The organism is Asticcacaulis currens, assembly GCF_028550395.1.
Classification (GTDB): domain Bacteria; phylum Pseudomonadota; class Alphaproteobacteria; order Caulobacterales; family Caulobacteraceae; genus Asticcacaulis; species Asticcacaulis currens.
Genome location: NZ_JAQQKW010000006.1, coordinates 117918 through 134573, shown reverse-complemented (window position 1 = coordinate 134573; position 16656 = coordinate 117918). Strand labels below are relative to the sequence as shown.

The 16656-nt window shown below is 63.0% G+C and carries 18 protein-coding genes; 5 read left to right on the top strand and 13 right to left on the bottom strand.

The window, feature by feature from the left end:
- Window positions 1-7: 7 nt before the first annotated feature.
- The 10 genes from PQU94_RS11720 to guaB all read right to left on the bottom strand — a co-directional run bounded on the left by PQU94_RS11720 (window position 8) and on the right by guaB (window position 11882).
- Window positions 8-394 (bottom strand): DUF6249 domain-containing protein, encoded by a 387-nt coding sequence (locus PQU94_RS11720; RefSeq protein WP_368407078.1) that lies wholly within the window; start codon window positions 392-394, stop codon window positions 8-10.
- Between the two features lie 105 nt (window positions 395-499).
- Window positions 500-2386 carry an FUSC family protein gene (locus PQU94_RS11715; protein WP_272741651.1) on the bottom strand — a complete coding sequence of 629 codons (1887 nt, stop codon included), beginning with the start codon at window positions 2384-2386 and terminating at the stop codon, window positions 500-502.
- A 30-nt stretch (window positions 2387-2416) separates the two neighbouring features.
- Window positions 2417-2764 carry an ArsC family reductase gene (locus PQU94_RS11710; RefSeq protein ID WP_272741650.1) on the bottom strand — a complete coding sequence of 116 codons (348 nt, stop codon included), beginning with the start codon at window positions 2762-2764 and terminating at the stop codon, window positions 2417-2419.
- Between the two features lie 228 nt (window positions 2765-2992).
- A complete protein-coding gene (locus PQU94_RS11705) occupies window positions 2993-3688 on the bottom strand; it encodes a PA4824 family protein (protein WP_272741649.1) in 696 nt (231 codons plus the stop codon).
- 15 nt (window positions 3689-3703) lie between these two features.
- On the bottom strand, window positions 3704-5014 hold the full coding sequence (locus PQU94_RS11700) for an ABC transporter ATP-binding protein (RefSeq protein ID WP_272741648.1): 1311 nt from the start codon (window positions 5012-5014) through the stop codon (window positions 3704-3706).
- 22 nt (window positions 5015-5036) lie between these two features.
- On the bottom strand, window positions 5037-6794 hold the full coding sequence (locus tag PQU94_RS11695; protein ID WP_272741647.1) for an ABC transporter permease: 1758 nt from the start codon (window positions 6792-6794) through the stop codon (window positions 5037-5039).
- 229 nt (window positions 6795-7023) lie between these two features.
- Window positions 7024-8574 (bottom strand): glutamine-hydrolyzing GMP synthase, encoded by a 1551-nt coding sequence (gene guaA / locus PQU94_RS11690; protein WP_272741646.1) that lies wholly within the window; start codon window positions 8572-8574, stop codon window positions 7024-7026.
- A 138-nt stretch (window positions 8575-8712) separates the two neighbouring features.
- Window positions 8713-10017: an RsmB/NOP family class I SAM-dependent RNA methyltransferase gene (locus tag PQU94_RS11685; protein ID WP_272741645.1), complete on the bottom strand. Its 1305-nt coding sequence runs from the start codon at window positions 10015-10017 to the stop codon at window positions 8713-8715.
- Entirely contained in the window at window positions 10014-10412 is a 399-nt protein-coding gene (locus PQU94_RS11680; protein ID WP_272741644.1) for an MAPEG family protein, read from the bottom strand. Before PQU94_RS11680 ends, PQU94_RS11685 begins: the two co-directional genes overlap by 4 nt.
- Window positions 10413-10424: 12 nt before the next feature.
- Window positions 10425-11882, bottom strand: a complete 1458-nt coding sequence (gene guaB / locus PQU94_RS11675) for an IMP dehydrogenase (protein WP_272741643.1) — start codon at window positions 11880-11882, stop codon at window positions 10425-10427.
- Window positions 11883-12108: 226 nt separating this feature from the next.
- Here guaB and PQU94_RS11670 point away from each other — a divergent pair, with 226 nt between their 5' ends.
- Both PQU94_RS11670 and PQU94_RS11665 read left to right on the top strand, forming a co-directional pair.
- A complete protein-coding gene (locus PQU94_RS11670; protein WP_272741642.1) occupies window positions 12109-12252 on the top strand; it encodes a hypothetical protein in 144 nt (47 codons plus the stop codon).
- A 61-nt stretch (window positions 12253-12313) separates the two neighbouring features.
- Complete coding sequence (locus PQU94_RS11665; protein ID WP_272741641.1) at window positions 12314-13378, top strand: metallophosphoesterase; 1065 nt, start codon at window positions 12314-12316, stop codon at window positions 13376-13378.
- Window position 13379: 1 nt separating this feature from the next.
- On the opposite strand, the gene PQU94_RS11660 is transcribed toward PQU94_RS11665, so the two are convergent.
- The 3 genes from PQU94_RS11660 to PQU94_RS11650 form a co-directional block, all read right to left on the bottom strand.
- Window positions 13380-13859 carry a polyhydroxyalkanoate granule-associated phasin gene (locus PQU94_RS11660; RefSeq protein ID WP_272741640.1) on the bottom strand — a complete coding sequence of 160 codons (480 nt, stop codon included), beginning with the start codon at window positions 13857-13859 and terminating at the stop codon, window positions 13380-13382.
- A 26-nt stretch (window positions 13860-13885) separates the two neighbouring features.
- On the bottom strand, window positions 13886-14221 hold the full coding sequence (locus PQU94_RS11655; protein WP_272741639.1) for a DUF1523 family protein: 336 nt from the start codon (window positions 14219-14221) through the stop codon (window positions 13886-13888).
- A gap of 74 nt (window positions 14222-14295) precedes the next feature.
- Window positions 14296-15012 (bottom strand): RlmE family RNA methyltransferase, encoded by a 717-nt coding sequence (locus tag PQU94_RS11650; protein WP_272741638.1) that lies wholly within the window; start codon window positions 15010-15012, stop codon window positions 14296-14298.
- Window positions 15013-15102: 90 nt separating this feature from the next.
- Here PQU94_RS11650 and PQU94_RS11645 point away from each other — a divergent pair, with 90 nt between their 5' ends.
- From PQU94_RS11645 to PQU94_RS11635, 3 genes are all read left to right on the top strand, one after another.
- On the top strand, window positions 15103-15474 hold the full coding sequence (locus PQU94_RS11645) for a hypothetical protein (protein ID WP_272741637.1): 372 nt from the start codon (window positions 15103-15105) through the stop codon (window positions 15472-15474).
- Between the two features lie 159 nt (window positions 15475-15633).
- Window positions 15634-16101 (top strand): peptidylprolyl isomerase, encoded by a 468-nt coding sequence (locus PQU94_RS11640; protein ID WP_013480115.1) that lies wholly within the window; start codon window positions 15634-15636, stop codon window positions 16099-16101.
- Between the two features lie 118 nt (window positions 16102-16219).
- Window positions 16220-16645, top strand: coding sequence for a hypothetical protein (locus PQU94_RS11635; protein WP_272741636.1), 426 nt, complete (start codon window positions 16220-16222; stop codon window positions 16643-16645).
- The last annotated feature ends 11 nt before the right edge of the window (window positions 16646-16656 follow it).

The following is a 16656-nucleotide window of genomic DNA, read 5'->3' as shown; positions in this document are numbered from 1 at the left end:
TTACGGTTCAGGACTTCTTCTGAGTGTTCAGACCGACAATGCCCATGATCAGCAGGGCGACGCCGATAAAGCCCGGAATGGCCGCAATGCCGGACAAGGTCTCAAACGTGTAGTCATTGCGGACATAGTCCATGACCACCAGACCCAGCGCCACGGCCATCAGGATCAGACCGGAGCGAATGTCATTGACCGGCGTTTTAATCCTGCCACTGCCAGATCTCTTAAGGCTATCCAGATATTCCGGCGGCAAGGCTTGGCCCTTTTCAATGGCCATGCGGATGGTTTTTTGGGTTTCTGCTCGTTCTCTTGCCCTAAAGAACATCACAATGCCAACGATAAACACGGGCATCCCAAAGACCATTAGAATCGCAAGAATGCCCTGTACACCTTCCATATTCATAACCTTCGCTCCATTCCTTTTGGCACACACTTTGTGGCCTCTGTAGGATAAGAGGCGCAGACAGGGCCGTTTGGATGCACGCAGCGGAATTAAATAAAATTAATCCGCGGCATGGCTGAAGACAAAGACCGGCGTGGCGGCCTCCAGCCCGTCAATCGTATTGTCCAGCGCCCGCTGCACCGCCGCGTCCGCCAGTCTCAGACGCCGCAACTCCGCCACCGTCTCGGCAGTGTGGTCGGCAAAGCCTTCGAGGCGGTGCAGAACCAGAGTCGCCCCCTCGCGCGTCGCCGGATCGGCAGCCAGCCTTTGCAGCCGGGTGACGGCGTGGCCCAGATTGAGCGCGGCCAGAATGCCGTCGGGGGCCGCCTGCCCCAGCTTGCCCGCCCGCCCCAGATGCAGCATCAGGCGCAATATCTGACGCGACGTGTGCGGCCGCCACTGAGAGGCCGGGAGCGGGCCCTGACGACGGATCATGGCCTCCAGATCACGACGGATGCGGCTGGCGGCATCCGCCGCGTGATTGACCGCCTGAGGCGGATAGAGGGTGAAACCCGCGCAATCCAGGGCGACCCCGCTGAGAAAGGCCAGCGACGAGACCAGCGCGTGGTCTATGGGAATGGCGGCCGCCCCGGCCTGACTGGTCAGCAGGAAGCCCATATTGGCGTGGACCGCCCAGGGCGTCGTTTTGACGCTGACCTGCGCCAGCGCGCCCAACACAAAGACAGGAATCAGCGAGACGAGCACAGCCCCCGGCCCATGCAGATAAGGCTGAAGGCTCAGGCGATAGAGGAGGGCCGCGACGACGCCGCACGCCATGCCTTGCAGGAGTTGCACACCCGTGACCTGCGGACGGGGCATCTGCCCCAGCACCATCGAGAAGATGCACACCCCCATGGCGGTCAGTTCGGCCAGAGGCCATTCCACGGCCCAGGCCAGTCCGACGGCCATCAGGGTCGCGCCCCCGGCCACCCCGCCGGCGCGGAAGGCCATGCTGCGGTCGCGATTGGGGGCCAGATAGACCGCCTTGTCGCCGAAAGAGGCCGCATCGGCCCTGGGCGAGACGGCGAACAGGCGGCGTTCAGCCTCGGCCTGCTGCGTCAGCGCGTCGAGAAGACGATCAGCTTCGGGGATGAGCTGTGTTCCGGGCAGGGCCGCCAGCCACGCCGGGTCGTTCAGATGCCGGGGCAGGTCCGCGGGCAGGGTATCGCCGCGACGCAGCCGCGCCCTGACCGCCCGCCCCGCCGCCATGACAGCCAGTGTGGCGGCAATCAGCGCATCGAGGTGCCGCAGGCGGCGATAGCCCTCGACCGATCCGGCGGAAATCAGAATGGCGGCGTTTTCCACATCGCTGATCTCGGCCAGAATACGCCGCTCCGTCTCGGGGCTATCGGGCAGGTCGGGGGCTTCAATAGCCTTGGCGGCGAAGCCCTGCGCCTCCTGCGAAATCAGACGCAGGCGGCGATAAAGTTCCTCACGCGGCGAGACGGGCGTAAAGAAGCCGGTCACCACCGTCACCACTGCCACGCCGATCAGGGTGCAAACGACGCGCGCCTGCGCCACCTCGCTGGCGGCCTGCGGCGTCAGCAGCGACGGCAGGACGACAATCGCAGCCGTCATGCCCGCCATCAGCGCCCCGTAGCCGTGCACGCCGCGCAAGATGTGCGTCAGCCCGGCATTGCCCCCCACCCATAGGGCCAGAAACACGATCCCCGCCCCCGGCCCCGCCGCCAGCCAGAGGATGACGAACCCTGCCCCGGCCCCGATCAGCGTCCCCAGCACGCGGAAAAAGGCGCGCTCCAGCAACAGACCGCGCGACGGCTGCGACACCACCCAGACCGGCATGGCCGCCCAGTAGGCGTGTTCGACGTGCAGGAGGGCGGCAATGGCAAAGGCCAGCCACGCCGCGAAGGCCAGACGCAGGGCCTGAAAGACACCGCCGCGGTCGATTTCGAGCCAGCGCCACACACGCCTGAGCCTTGGGGTCATAGGGCGCTTCCCTCGCTGGCCATGGCCGTCCTATTCAAACAGGCCGGCATAAAGGTCCGGCTTGAACCCGACCGTGATCGTCCCGTCCCTGTCGAGCACCGGGCGCTTGATCATCGACGGATTGGACAGCATCAGGCGGATGGCCTTGGCCTCATCTATGTCGGCCTTATCGGCCTCCGGCAAGGCCTTGAAGGTCGTGCCCGCCTTGTTGAGCAGGACGCTCCAACCGACCTTGGAAGACCAGTCCTTCAGATGCGCCTCGTCAATGCCGGAGACCTTATAGTCGTGGAAGGTGTAGGCCTGGCCCTGCCCGTCCAGCCACACCCGCGCCTTCTTCACCGTGTCGCAGTTTTTGATGCCGTAGAGGGTCAAGGCCATAGAGGAACTCCTGTATCTTAAGCGATATGTCGAAAAGCGTGAGCGGCTTTCGACAAAACATATCGCTATTAAACAAATACTTAGAGCCATTCGGCGGCGCAACTGAGCCGACGGACGCTCTGAACAAACGGCGCAGGCCATCGGCCTGTCAGGAATCATAGAGTCTGATCTGGCGGAAGCGTATCGGCGCTGTCAATTCCGGCGTGAAGAGGATGTGTCGCTGGTTGATCAATGGCGAACCGTCAGCCCCAGACTGACGGCGCGCGGGCTCAGGCCATCCACGCGGTTCCCCACAACAACATCCAGATCATAGGGTCCATTCCCCGGCGTCCAGCGCACGCCCACTTGCGCGCCCGGCTTGCCCCGATCGCGGCCAAAGGTTTCCGCCATCAGGCCGAGCGTATCGGTAACGCTGGCATATATCTGCGCCCCATAGGTCAGGGCGTGCGGATGCGCAGACTGGCGCGTATAGGCCCAGCCCGTATTGAGGTTGATCTGTAGGCGGTCCGTGGCATTAAAGGTCACGGGCAGGTTGAGACTGGCGGCTTCCAGTTGCCCCGAACGTCCGCTCCACGCGCCGCCCACGGCGACCGCGAGGCCGGGGACAGGGCGGCCGGACGCAGGGGCGCGCAGGTTCAGTTTCAGAGCCGGGCCGAACAGGACATCGTTCCTGCCGTCCCGAATCGCCTGAACCGTGCCGCCCATTTCCAGCCGGGGCCAGACCTTGCGGGTGCAGGCCGGGGAGAGGTTGAGATACCCCCGGCGGTCATCATAGCGCGTGGCCCAGGATTCCACATGGCAGACGCCCGGCGTTTCCACGCCAGAGTCATCCACCACATGCGAACCCGCCGCAGCCTTCGCCCTCTGCGGCGAAGTCACCAGCACCGCCAGACAGAGGAGCGCGTAACCGAGCACCTTTTTCATAGCGACGCCCTCCCCTTACACCACGTCCTCAAGGCTGAAACGGTCCGCCTTTTCGTCATAGTCGAAAGCTTCGGCGTAACGGCCCCACTGCACGACGGAACGCAGGGTCTGCTGCGCAAAGGTTTCGGACATGTGGGTCTGCAACTGGTCGCGCACGCGCCGCGCACTCAGCCCGGCCTCGCCGCCGGTTTCGAGCGCATGACGGATATGGGTCGCCAGCGGCACATGGGTCAGAAGCTGCTCGCGGAACAGGTGCTTGCGCCCATCGACACCGGCTTCGACAAAAGCCTGACCGGCGGGCAGCAGCAGCAGGTCGCCGCCTTCCAGCTCGGCAAAGCGCAAAAGTTGCAGCACTTCGGCAATGGGGAAGAGTTCATCGGCTTCGTACTGTAGCTCCGCCGCCAGCGCCGGCAGGTCGGCCTTGCCGGCATAGGCCGATCCGGCCAGCGCCTCCATCAGACCGGCCAGAATATTGGTCGAGACGCGCGGCAGGACCATGGCCATGCCCATGCCCGCAAACAGGCCTTCCTGCACCGGAGCCTTGGGCGTGCGCGTGGTCATGCGGCGGTAGATGTCTTCGACCAGCGCGCGAAAGGCCGGGTCCAGACGGTCGCGCGGTTGCGGCAGATCGACGGTGATTTCGGCCACCACCCGCCCTGGATTGGACGAAAAGACGAGGATGCGGTCGCACATCAGCACCGCCTCCTCGATATTGTGCGTGACGATCAGGATCGACTTGAGCGGCGTGCGCCCTTCGTACCACAGGTCGAGCAGATCGGTGCGCAGGGTTTCCGCCGTCAGCACGTCGAGCGCCGAAAAGGGCTCATCCATCAAAAGGATATCCGGATCGACGACCAAGGCCCGCGCCAGACCGACGCGCTGACGCATCCCGCCCGACAGCTCCTTGGGGTAGGCGTTTTCAAAGCCGTCGAGCCCGATCAGGTCGATGGCCTTCAGGGCGCGTTCGCGGCGGATGGCCGGAGCCACGCCCTGCGCCTCAAGCCCGACCTCGACGTTTTGCAGCACGCTCAGCCACGGGAACAGGGCGAAGCTCTGAAACACCATGCCGACATTGGCCTGCCCGTCCGGCGCAGAGGGGAAGCGGACCGTGCCTTCGCTGGGCTCGATCAGGCCCGCTACGGTGCGCAGCAGGGTCGATTTGCCAGAGCCGGAGCGCCCCAGAAGGCCGACGATCTCATTGGCATTCAGGGTCAGATCGACCTTGTCCAGCACGGTGTGGCCCGTGGATTTGCCCTTTTCATAGACGTGCGACACCTGACGCAGTTCGACCAGAGGGCAAGCGGGGGTGAATTGGGTGTGGGTCATGGGAAAGCTCCAACACATAAAATCAGTTCAGACGCAGGCGGCGTTCGGCGAAGACGTAGAGGCGGCGCCACACGATGCGATTAAAGGCGATGACGAACAGGCTCATCACGGCGATGCCCAGCACCACGCGGGGATAATCGGCCGCGGCGGTGGCGCGGGCGATATAGGCCCCAAGGCCCGCCGCTTCGAGGTGGGTATGGCCCCAGTCCACGGCTTCGGCCACGATGCTGGCGTTCCACGACCCGCCCGAAGCCGTCAGGGCACCGGTCACATAGTAGGGAAACACCGCCGGCAGGGCGATCTGACGCCACCATTGCCAGCCCCGGATGCGGAACATCTGCGCCACCTCCTTCATGTCACCCGGAATGGCGCTGGCCCCGGCAATGACGTTGAAGAGGATGTACCACTGCGTCCCCAGCACCATCAGCGGCGACAGCCACAGATTGGCATTGAGGTGCAGGCCGACGATCAGCATGACCGCAAAGGGGAACAGCACATTGGCCGGAAACGCTGCCAGAAACTGCGCCAGAGGCTGAAGCCGCTCGGCCCATACCGGGTGCAGACCGATCCACACACCCACCGGCACCCAGATCAGACTGGCCAGCGCGATCAGCACCACCACCCGCAACAGGGTCAGGCTGCCCAGACCGAAGGCCGTGCCCATATCGCTGAGGCTCAGATGCGCGGCCACATAATGCCCCAGAGTCCACAGGGCGAACAGACAGGCGACGCCCAACGCAGCGGCCCACAGGAGATCAGCTACGGGCGATGCCTTGCGCGGGGTCGGTCGGCGGATGCGGCGCGGTGCGGCGGCGGGCCAGCGGGCTTCCCACCACACAAAGGGTTGCCGCAAGGCCTGCCCCAGCCGCTCCAGACCGCGCGAGCGCCGCAGAAGGTCCAGCACCCACGAGCGCGGGGCCTGACCCGACGCAGTCTGCTCGAAGCGGAAGCGATCCGCCCAGGCCACCACCGGCCGGAACAGGAGCTGATCGTAAAGGAGGATGACCAGTCCCATGGCGAACACGCCCCAGCCGACAGCGCGGAAGTCCGCCCGGTCGATCGCCAGAGCCAGCCACGAACCGATCCCCGGCAGGGTCAGGTGCGTATCGCCCACCGTGATAGCTTCCGAGGCCACGACGAAGAACCAGCCGCCCGACATCGACATCATGATGTTCCACACCAGCCCCGGCATGGCGTAGGGCAGTTCCAGCCGGATAAAGCGCCGCCAGGGCGAAAAACCGAACTGGCGGCTGACCTCATCAAGGTCCGTCGGCAGGGTGGTCAGCGACTGATAGAAGCTGAAGGCCATGTTCCACGCCTGACTGGTGAAGATGGCGAAGATGGCGGCGGCTTCGGCCCCTAACTGATTGCCCGGAAACAGGCCCATAAACAGGGTCACGGTAAAGGTCAGAAAGCCCAGAACCGGGACGGACTGAAGGATATCAAGCGCCGGAATGATCAGAAGGGCTGCCCGGCGGCTCTTGGCCGCCAGAGTGGCCACGGTGAAGGTGAAGACCAGCGACGCCGCCAGCGCCGCAAACATGCGTAGCGTCGAGCGCAGAGCATATTCAGGCAGTTGCGCCAGGTCGAGCGTCACCGGTGCGGAACGCAGTTGGGAGAGCGGCTGATCCATGGCGGACGCGCCATGGAAGACCAGCACCGCCGCGCCGGCCAGCAGCAGGAAGGCGGCGAGATCGGGAAGGGACACACCATAACGATCGGTGCGGGACGCACGCACGAGCGGGCGCGCGCCCTGACTATCTTCGAAAAAGAAGACCATCGGCTTACCTTTGATACTGAGGCCGCAAAGGCCGGTATCGGTAAGCCGGAAACCCGTTTACCCGATGCGCGGTCCTTGCGGCAATGTGGATCGACTACTGTCGTCGGGCATGGGTTTAGGTTCCTGATAAGCCTGTTCCAAAGGGTTGGATAACCCCGTGAAACAAGAATGCGCGCGGCCATTAGGCCCGCCCGCAATCGTTGTCAAACGGTAATTTGCAGAACGGGACTTATTCCCACTCGATCGTGCCGGGGGGCTTGGAGGTCACGTCGTAAACGACGCGGTTGACCCCCCTCACCTCGTTGACGATGCGCGTGGCGCAGCGGCCCAGCACTGGCCATGGGAACTCATAGAAGTCCGCCGTCATGCCGTCGGATGAGGTGACGGCGCGCAGGGCCAGCACGTCCTCATAGGTGCGCGCATCGCCCATGACACCCACGGTTTTCACCGGCAGCAGCACGGCAAAGGCCTGCCAGATATCATCATAGAGACCCGCCTTGCGGATTTCATCGAGATAGATGGCGTCGGCGTCCTGAAGCGTCTTCACCTTTTCCGGGGTCACTTCACCGGGGATGCGGATGGCCAGACCCGGTCCGGGGAAGGGATGGCGGCCGACAAAGGCTTCGCTGAGGCCCAGTTCGCGGCCCAGAGCGCGCACCTCGTCCTTGAACAATTCACGCAGCGGTTCGACCAGCTTCAGCTTCATATACTCGGGCAGACCGCCGACATTGTGGTGGCTCTTGATGACGGTCGAAGGCCCGCCGTGCGGCGAGACGCTTTCGACCACGTCGGGATAAAGCGTGCCCTGAGCGAGGAATTCCGCACCGTCGATTTTCGCGGCCTCTTCGTCGAAGACCTCGATAAACAGACGGCCGATGGTCTTGCGCTTCTGTTCGGGGTCGGACAGCCCTTTGAGCGCCCCCAGAAACTTGTCCTGGGCCTGCACGTGGATCAGCGGGATGTTGTAGTGATCGCGGAACAGCGACACCACCTGCTCGCCTTCGTTCTTGCGCAACAGGCCCGTATCGACAAACACGCAGGTCAGTTGCTCGCCAATGGCTTCGTGGATCAGCACGGCGGCGACCGACGAGTCCACCCCGCCCGACAGGCCGCAGATAACGCGCCCCGATCCGACCTGCGCCCGGATTTTTTCGATCATTTCCTGACGGAAGGCGGCCATGGTCCAGTCGCCCTTTAACCCCGCGATCTCGAACAGGAAGTTGCGAATTATCTGGGTGCCGCGCACCGTGTGGACCACTTCGGGGTGGAACTGCACGGCGTAGAAGCGGCGGGCCTCATCGGCGATGGCGGCAAACGGCGCGCCTTCGGAGACAGCGATAACCTTGAAGCCGTCGGGGATGGCGGTGACACGATCGCCGTGGCTCATCCACACGATTTCCTTGTCACCCGGCTTACCCAGACCGCGGAACAGCGGCGTGTCGGCGGCGATTTCGATCTCGGCGCGGCCAAATTCGCGGTCATGGCCGCTTTCGACCTTGCCGCCCAAAAGGTCGCACATCAGTTGCTCGCCATAGCAGATGCCGAACACCGGCAGGCCCATATCGAACAGGGCCTTATCGAGGGTCGGACCGGCTTCGACGACGCTGTGCGGCGACCCGGACAGGATGACCGCATTGGGAGCGACGCTTTTGATCGCCTCGGCCGCCTTGGTGAAGGGATGGATTTCGCAATAGACGCCGCATTCGCGCACGCGACGCGCGATGAGCTGAGTCACTTGCGATCCGAAATCAATAATCAGGACTTTTTCGTGATGCGACATACGCCTGTCTTTCTATGGGTTTTGGAACCACAGATTACACAGATTACACAAATTAAGGGTCGGGCGGGACTTATCCGCCTCCTCGGCGCGAAGCGCCCAATCTGTGTGATCTGTGTAATCTGTGGTTACCGACCTTTCTTACGGCTTGCGCCGGTATAGCGAAACGAAGAACCCGTCCGTGTGGCTGGTTCCGGGGCTGAGGCGCAGGCGATGGCCCTGCGCAATATGTTTCAAAGTTTCCGCGCCTTCCGGGGTTACCGCGGCGCCGTCCAGCGCATCGGCGATCGGGCGCGGTGTGAAGTGAGGGTGGTCGGCTTCGAAGCGGTCTGCGGTCAATTCATTCTCGTCCGGCAGGATCGAGCAGGTGGCATAGGCCAGAAGCCCGCCCGGCTTCACCAGACGCGAGGCACGGTGCAGGATGGCGCTTTGCAATTCATGCAGGCGCGCCACCTCTGTTTCTTCCAGCTTGTGCGCGGTTTCGGGCCGGCGACGCCACACGCCTGAGCCAGAGCACGGCGCATCGACCAGCACCAGATCGGCTTGCGCTTCGAGGTCTTCCATCCCCTCGCCGTCCGGGCCAAGCTGGCGCAACTCCGCCTCCAGACCGGCGCGGGTCAGGCGGGGTTTGATATTGTTGAGGCGCGTCTTTTCGACATCCGAGGCAATCAGACGACCAGATGTTTCACCATTTGGCCCCTGCATGGCTTGCAGCAGGGCCAGAGTCTTGCCGCCGCCTCCGGCGCAATAATCGACAACTGTCATGCCGGGCCGGGCGCCGGCGAGGAAGCCCGCCAGTTGCGAGCCCTCATCCTGAATCTCGATCGTGCCCTGCCGGAAAGCAGGCAATGCGCGCACATTGGGCGGCGGATCGGCGGGCAGGCGCACGCCAAAGGCTGAAAACGGCGTCGGTTCGGGCCTGTAGCCCAGCATTTCCAGCCCGGCGATCAGGGGGGCACGGTCGCCATTGACGCGCAGGTCGATGGGCGCGCGCGGCAGCATCAGGGCCTCAGCCTCCTTCAGCCAGTCGTCGCCATAGACGCCTTTGAGGCGTTCCACGACAAAGGCCGGCAGGCCGGACTCCAGCCATTCGGGCGCTTCGCCATCCCCGGCCTCCAGTCGCTTGCGCTCCGCAACCGACAGCTTTGCCGGGGCATAGCCTTCGCCGGTATAGAGGTCGTCGATCTCGGAAAGGCTTACGCCGTCAAGGAAATGCAGCGCCCCCAGCACCAGCGCGCGGCCCGCCGACGAGTCCATTGCAAAAGACAAGCGTTCGCGCGCGCGCAGGCACTGATAAACCTTATCGGCAATGGCGCGGCGGTCCTTTGACCCGGCATAGCGGTTGTTGCGGCCCCAGTCCTTCAACACCTCTTCGGCGGGACGGCGCGTCTTGCCCAGAAGGTCGAGAATATCGGAAGCGGCTTGCAGACGGGCGGCGGGGGTCAAATCAATCCTCTAAACAGAGTAACGGCGCACGCCGTCATGCCCGCAAGAGAAACGATGTATAGCAGGCTGCGGGCCTTGACACCTACGGCATAGGCCGGGAAATATAATAGTCTTGCGATGAAATAGACGATCGCGCCGACTCTGGACACATCATCCGATTGCTGCGTGTAAGCTAGGGCCATTACAATCACGATGAAAAAAGGAAAGGTTTCCAGAAAATTCTGGTAGGCCCGGCGCATCCGTCCGGCCACGGGACCAAGATCGAACGCTTCATCACGCGGGCTAGCATTCCATTGGAAATAGCCGGGCTGAAAGGCGGGCGCGACCGCAGCGATAAATATTTGTATCAGCCCCCATATGGCAGCGAATACTAATATCCACATCTCATACGTCATGCCCGCGCTCCCTTACTGGCGATAGTTGGGGGCTTCGCGCGTGATCATCACGTCGTGGACGTGGCTTTCGCGCAGGCCCGCATTGGTGATGCGCACGAACTTCGCCCGCTTCTGGAACTCTTCGATGGTCGGCGCGCCGACATAGCCCATCGAGGCGCGCAAGCCGCCAACAAGCTGATGGATGACCGGAGCGATGGGGCCCTTGTACGGCACCTGACCCTCGATACCTTCGGGCACCAGCTTCATCGAATCCTGCACGTCCTTCTGGAAGTAGCGGTCGGCCGAGCCGCGGGCCATGGCCCCGACGCTGCCCATGCCGCGATAGGACTTATAGGAGCGGCCCTGGTAGAGGATGATCTCGCCCGGCGCTTCTTCGGTGCCCGCGAACATCGACCCCAGCATGGCGGTCGAAGCCCCGGCGGCAATGGCCTTGGCCAGATCGCCCGACAGCTTGATACCACCATCGGCGATGATGGGCACACCAGAGTCTTTTGCGGCGCGCACGCAATCGGCCACAGCGGTCAGTTGCGGCACGCCGACACCGGCGACCATGCGCGTGGTACAGATCGAACCCGGCCCGATCCCCACCTTGACCCCATCGGCCCCGGCGTCGATCAGGGCGCGCGTCGCCTCATAGGTGGCGACGTTGCCCGCGACGATCTGAACGTGGTTGTATTCGCGCTTGAGGCGCTCAACCGCCTGCCCGACCAACGACGAGTGGCCGTGCGCCGTGTCGATGACCAGCACGTCCACCCCGGCGTCGATCAGGAATTGCGAGCGCTCATAGCCGGTATCGCCGACGGTCGAGGCGGCCCCGACCAGCAGACGGCCCGACTCGTCCTTGGCCGCCGTCGGATAGGCCTGCGCCTTTTCCATGTCCTTGACGGTAATCAGGCCGACGGCGCGATAGGCGTCATCGACGACGATGATGCGCTCGATGCGGTGCAGCGCCATCAGTTCGCGGGCCTTGCTCTGGTTGACGCCCTCGGTCACGGTGATCAGAGCGTCGCGCGTCATCAGATCGGCCGCGGTCTTCGAGCCGTCGCTTTCGAAGCGGATGTCGCGGTTGGTGAGGATGCCGACCAGCGTGTTGGTGTCGCGCTCGACCACCGGGAAGCCCGAAATGTGGCGCCGCGCGATGATGTCACGCACTTCGCTGAGCGTTGTTTCGGGGTGGATGGTCACCGGATTGATGACCATGCCCGACTCGTAACGCTTCACTTCGCGGATTTCCTCGGCCTGACGCTCATTGGACAGGTTGCGGTGGATAATCCCCAGACCCCCGGCCTGGGCCATGGCGACGGCCAGACGCGCCTCCGTCACGGTATCCATGGCCGAAGAGACCAGCGGGATGTTGAGTTTGATGGTGCGGGTAAAGCGGGTCTTCGTATCGACCTGAGTGGGCACCACGTCCGAGGGACCGGGCTCCAGCAAAACGTCGTCGAAGGTTAAGCCTTCGCGTATATCCATAAGGGACTCTCCATTTTGCGGGTTGGGCTTAAGCGAAACGCCGCGCCGCGTAAAGAGGGGGCGCGTCACTTTTGGGGAAATATTGTTTCAGACGTGCGTATCGCCCCCGCAAACCTTTGCTTAACCGTGTTTGTTGGCGGCCTGTTCAGCCTTTGCGGCTAAGCTATCCACAGCGGTCCTCTGGTCCGCCCGCCCCGCTTTGCCTGCCTCGTCTGAAAGACACCCCATGAGCCAGTTAAAAATCCGCACCGAATACTGCATCGCCTGCTGGCTGGTGGAACGGTCCTATGGGCTTACGGCCTTCTTCCGTCAGGCGCGGTTCAAGACGATGATGCGCGCCCACCGTCTGAAGCTGAAGCTGGCGGTTTAATTCCCGTTTCTTGTATCTGTCACAGAGGCGGATTAGCCTGCGGAGACTTCCGGAGGTACTGATGAAGCGTCTGTCGATCGTTGCGGCCCTTAGCCTGTCCGCCAGTTTGAGCGGCTGTGCTTTGCTTCCCATCGCTGAGCCCGTGCGGGTCGATTTCGTCGTCATCAACGACACCCCCTATGACGATACCGACCGCGCCATGCTGGCCAGAGCCATACCGGCGGTCAAAGCCGAGCATCCCCCCTTTATCCTGCACGTCGGCGATATCCAGTCGGGTGGTGAAGTCTGCGGCCCGCCGGATGCCGCCTTTGCCAAAATGCTGTCTGATCTCAAGCCCATTCCGGTCTTTTACACGCCCGGCGACAATGAATGGACCGACTGCGACCGCAAGGACGATCCGGCGACGGGGCGCAAATTCTCGGAATTGCAAAGGCTGGAGGTCTTACGCCACCGCTTCTTTGGCACGCCACCGGTCAGAGAGGGTAAGTGGCACTACGTGCAGCAGCCGGACATGCCGGAAAACGCCCGCTTCGACTATGGGCGTTTCGTCGTGGTCACGATGAATGTGGTGGGCACCAATAATGGCCGGGACTCGGTGATGGGCGACGCTCTGAGCGTGGCCGCCAGCGCCGCCGATGCGCGCGATGCCCATACTATGGCGTGGCTGAAAGCCGCCTTTGCCCATGCCCGCAAACGCGGTGCCGCAGCGGTGATCGTCGCCACTCAGGCCGATATGTTCAATGAAAAGGCCGAGGCGCGCTTTGTCCCCTGTCACGACGTGGCCGCCGACGACAAGCGCCTGTGCGATGGCTTTTTGCCGGTGCGCGCGGCCTTGATCCATGAAAGCCGCGCCTTCGGTAAGCCGGTCTTCCTGATCCACGGCGATACCTCGCCCTTTAGCCTGACCCAGGGCGACCTGCACGGCGACAGCCTGACCGACAAGGCCGCTAATCTGTGGAGGTTGAACGCGGCGGGCGATGCCGGATCGGGCAAGGACAAAAGCTGGGGCGTGCGCGACGTGACCACCGTCAGCATCGACCTGTCCAAGACACAGCCCCTCACCGCACGTGGCCTGTTGACCGGCGAAGTGCCGGGCCGCGAGACGCCGGGCCCGGACGCAGATTGAGTTATTTGCGCTTTTTCAGACGCTTGGCATTGGCCACGGCGCGGCTATGCACCGGTTTCAGGCCGTGCTCGGTCAGGGCCGCCGCCTTACCCGACAGGTCAGCGGCGTGGTTGACACCACGCATCACGCTGTCGGCCAGACGCGCCTGATGCGTCAGGGCCTCGGCCGCCGAACGGCTGGTGGCCAGCGCCGTAAGGCTGTGGCCCATATCCATCATGTTGTGAAAGGCCTGCGTGCTGACCTCGTGGTTGAGGTTCATCCAGTACTGGCTCATCGCCATCAGCGATTCGGTCCCGGCTTCGAGCTTTTCCTGCCCCATCAGGGTGAATTCGCGCTGATCCTCAGCACTGGGGATGGCGTCGGCATTGGCCATGCGGTTGACGCGGTGGGTGATGACCTCCGCCGAAGCCATCAGCATTTCCGAACTTTTGAGCGCCAAAGACGTCCAGGCAAAGAACGGATTAAGCGGTAATTGGGTCATTCGTTTCCTTGGGGTACGCATACTGTTTATGGAGCCTCTTCGGCTCTGGTTATATTCCGGTACAGAGATAACACAGGAACACGAAAACCATAATAATTTATGCGGTAGCGGCCGGGCCGGTTCAGCTTGCCCTGAAGATCGGAAGAATCGAACTTCAGATAGTGCAGGCTGTCCGTATTGCGGAAGGTTCCCGAGGTGGTGAAGACCAGATAGACGTCTCTGCCGCCTTCACGCTTGGTGGTTGTCCCCGTCACCTCAACCACCGCCTCACCGTGGCTCCAGTAGGGCGTCGTTGCCCAGCCCAGCACCGCCACGGTCAGCACCGCCAGAACGGTCAGACCTATCGTTTTCAATCGTCTCATCGTGCGCCCTCTTCTCCCCGGCATTTCGGGCGGGCCGGGCTAAAGAGGCAATATGGTTCCTTACCCTTGAAGCCCTAGCCCTTGAACCCTTGGGCCACGATGTAGATTTCCGACGAATCCGCCCGGCTCGATTTCGGCTTGAAGTGCTTCACATCGCGGAAGGCGAGTTTCAGCTTGAGCAGCAGATGCTCCGTCTCACCGCCCTGAAAAGCCTTGGCGACGAACGCGCCGCCGGGCTTGAGATTATCCAGCGCGAAATCCGACGCCAGTTCCAGAAGCCCCATGATCTTCAGGTGGTCGGTCTGACGGTGGCCGACCGTATTGTGCGCCAGATCGGACAGCACCACGTCCGGCTTGTCGCCCATCATCTCCATCAGCCGCCCCGGAATGGCCGGATCGGTGAAGTCGGCCTCGATCATGTCGGCACCGGGAATGGGATCGACAGGCAGCAGGTCCACCCCCACGACGTGCGCCGCGCCGCGCGACTTGGCCATCTGCACCCAGCCGCCCGGCGCGCAACCCAGATCGACCACGCGCGAACCGCGCCTGAGGATGTGAAACCGATCGTCGATTTCCTGTAGCTTGAAGGCCGCACGCGAGCGCCAGCCCTCGGCCTTGGCCTTCTGCACAAAAGGATCGTTCAGTTGACGCTCCAGCCACTTGGCCGAGGATTGCGTGCGCTGCTTGGCGGTCTTGACCGCCGTATGACCCTTGGCGCGACCGGACAGGTTGCCGCCTTCGGGCGGCTTGACCATGCGGCGGCGCGGTTCTTCGGGGGTATCGTTACTCATGCGGCGTCTATAACGGGTTTTGTCGCACACGGAAAATCATTTTGCCTTTATGACCGGGCCGATAAGATCAGGCGCAAAAGGAGAGTCCCCATGCGCCTGACGCCCCTGCTCATCCCCGTGCTGATCGCGGCAGCCTTAACAGCCTGCAAACCCGTGGCCGTCAGCGAATCGGATCAGTCCTACGCCACCGCCGAATCCGTGGCCGCCGTCGATGCGTCCGAAGCGCCTCTGGCCTATGCCGAACCCACGCTGAACCCCAAAAGCGCCTCGACCGCGACCTGCCTGGAGGAAAAAGGCCAGCTCGAAGCCGACAAGCTGGTGCAGCGCTGCCGCGCCGTCAGCCCGGCGACGCACCCGCCCTGCAACGTCAAAAACCCCTGCCCGATGATTGAGGGCGAGATCAGGCGCTCCTGCGCGCTTTACGGGGCCGATGAGCAAAAGCCCGCCGAATGCACCGGATAGGATTTGTCAAAGCCCGACGAATAGCCTATTTCAGCCGCAAACCTTGAGCGATACGCCGGCTCAGTTGAGCCGCCGTATCGCTCAATTTTTTACAACGCCTCATGTTTTTCCGAAAAGTGGTGCCCACTTTTCGGCATGAGGCTCTAAACTGGAGCCCCCATGTCCGAAGATCTGGAAAACACCCTCATCCTGACGCTGGAAAGCGGTGATGTGCGTATCAAGCTGCGCCCCGACCTCGCCCCCAATCACGTCGCCCGCATCAAGGAACTGTGCCGTCAGGGCTTCTATGACGGCATCGTCTTCCACCGCGTCATTCCGGGCTTCATGGCTCAGGGCGGCGACCCGGAAGGTCAGGGCTATGGCGGCTCGGGCAAGAAGCTGAAGGCCGAATTTTCGCGTGAGCCGCATGTGCGCGGCGTCTGCTCGATGGCGCGCTCGCAAAACCCCGATTCGGCCGACAGCCAGTTCTTCATCTGCTTTGCCGACGCCCGCTTCCTCGATGGCCAGTACACCGTCTGGGGCGAAGTGACCGAAGGCATGGAACACGTCGATGCCCTGCCCAAGGGCGAGCCGCCGCGCGCGCCGGGCAAGATCGTCAGCTTCAAGGTCGCTGCCGACGCCGCCTGAGCCGCGTAAGCCCGCTTTGACAGAACCCACCGGTCGGACACCTGTCCGGCCGGTTTTTTGTTTGTGAACAAGGTGTCCTTAGGTTAAGACAGAGCGTAACCCTCCCGGAGCCTGAACCATGCCCCCACGCTCCCGCCTCAACTTCTCGCAGAACGACGAACAGAAGCGCATCACCATCCGCTATATCGGCGATCTGGATGGTCAGGAGATCGTCAGCGCCATCGCGCGCTATCTCGAAACCGTGGGTGAGGTCTGGCTTTACGACATCATTATCGACATGCGCCGCTTCGAAGGCTTCGTCCCCTTTGACGAGCTGGGACGGCTGGCGCGGCAGTGGGCCACCATCGCGCAGGGCCGTGATATGGGGCGCAAGGTGGCGATCATCAGTCAGGACCCGCTGGTTCTGGCGCGTGCCAAGGCCTATCCGGTCACCTTCCCCACCCGCGTCATCCGCATCTTTGCCGAGATGATCGACGGCGAGAACTGGATCGAAGGCAAGGAAACCGCTGCACCCGCCGCACAGGACGCCCCACGCGCCTCGTGATTTGAGCGCTC

Excerpts from the sequence above, each read along its gene's own strand:
- PQU94_RS11720 (WP_368407078.1), bottom strand. The coding sequence starts at position 394 with ATGGAAGGTGTACAGGGCATTCTTGCGATTCTAATGGTCTTTGGGATG.
- PQU94_RS11715 (WP_272741651.1), bottom strand. The coding sequence starts at position 2,386 with ATGACCCCAAGGCTCAGGCGTGTGTGGCGCTGGCTCGAAATCGACCGC.
- PQU94_RS11710 (WP_272741650.1), bottom strand. The coding sequence starts at position 2,764 with ATGGCCTTGACCCTCTACGGCATCAAAAACTGCGACACGGTGAAGAAG.
- PQU94_RS11705 (WP_272741649.1), bottom strand. The coding sequence starts at position 3,688 with ATGAAAAAGGTGCTCGGTTACGCGCTCCTCTGTCTGGCGGTGCTGGTG.
- PQU94_RS11700 (WP_272741648.1), bottom strand. The coding sequence starts at position 5,014 with ATGACCCACACCCAATTCACCCCCGCTTGCCCTCTGGTCGAACTGCGT.
- PQU94_RS11695 (WP_272741647.1), bottom strand. The coding sequence starts at position 6,794 with ATGGTCTTCTTTTTCGAAGATAGTCAGGGCGCGCGCCCGCTCGTGCGT.
- guaA (WP_272741646.1), bottom strand. The coding sequence starts at position 8,574 with ATGTCGCATCACGAAAAAGTCCTGATTATTGATTTCGGATCGCAAGTG.
- PQU94_RS11680 (WP_272741644.1), bottom strand. The coding sequence starts at position 10,412 with ATGACGTATGAGATGTGGATATTAGTATTCGCTGCCATATGGGGGCTG.
- guaB (WP_272741643.1), bottom strand. The coding sequence starts at position 11,882 with ATGGATATACGCGAAGGCTTAACCTTCGACGACGTTTTGCTGGAGCCC.
- PQU94_RS11670 (WP_272741642.1), top strand. The coding sequence starts at position 12,109 with ATGAGCCAGTTAAAAATCCGCACCGAATACTGCATCGCCTGCTGGCTG.
- PQU94_RS11665 (WP_272741641.1), top strand. The coding sequence starts at position 12,314 with ATGAAGCGTCTGTCGATCGTTGCGGCCCTTAGCCTGTCCGCCAGTTTG.
- PQU94_RS11660 (WP_272741640.1), bottom strand. The coding sequence starts at position 13,859 with ATGACCCAATTACCGCTTAATCCGTTCTTTGCCTGGACGTCTTTGGCG.
- PQU94_RS11655 (WP_272741639.1), bottom strand. The coding sequence starts at position 14,221 with ATGAGACGATTGAAAACGATAGGTCTGACCGTTCTGGCGGTGCTGACC.
- PQU94_RS11650 (WP_272741638.1), bottom strand. The coding sequence starts at position 15,012 with ATGAGTAACGATACCCCCGAAGAACCGCGCCGCCGCATGGTCAAGCCG.
- PQU94_RS11645 (WP_272741637.1), top strand. The coding sequence starts at position 15,103 with ATGCGCCTGACGCCCCTGCTCATCCCCGTGCTGATCGCGGCAGCCTTA.
- PQU94_RS11640 (WP_013480115.1), top strand. The coding sequence starts at position 15,634 with ATGTCCGAAGATCTGGAAAACACCCTCATCCTGACGCTGGAAAGCGGT.
- PQU94_RS11635 (WP_272741636.1), top strand. The coding sequence starts at position 16,220 with ATGCCCCCACGCTCCCGCCTCAACTTCTCGCAGAACGACGAACAGAAG.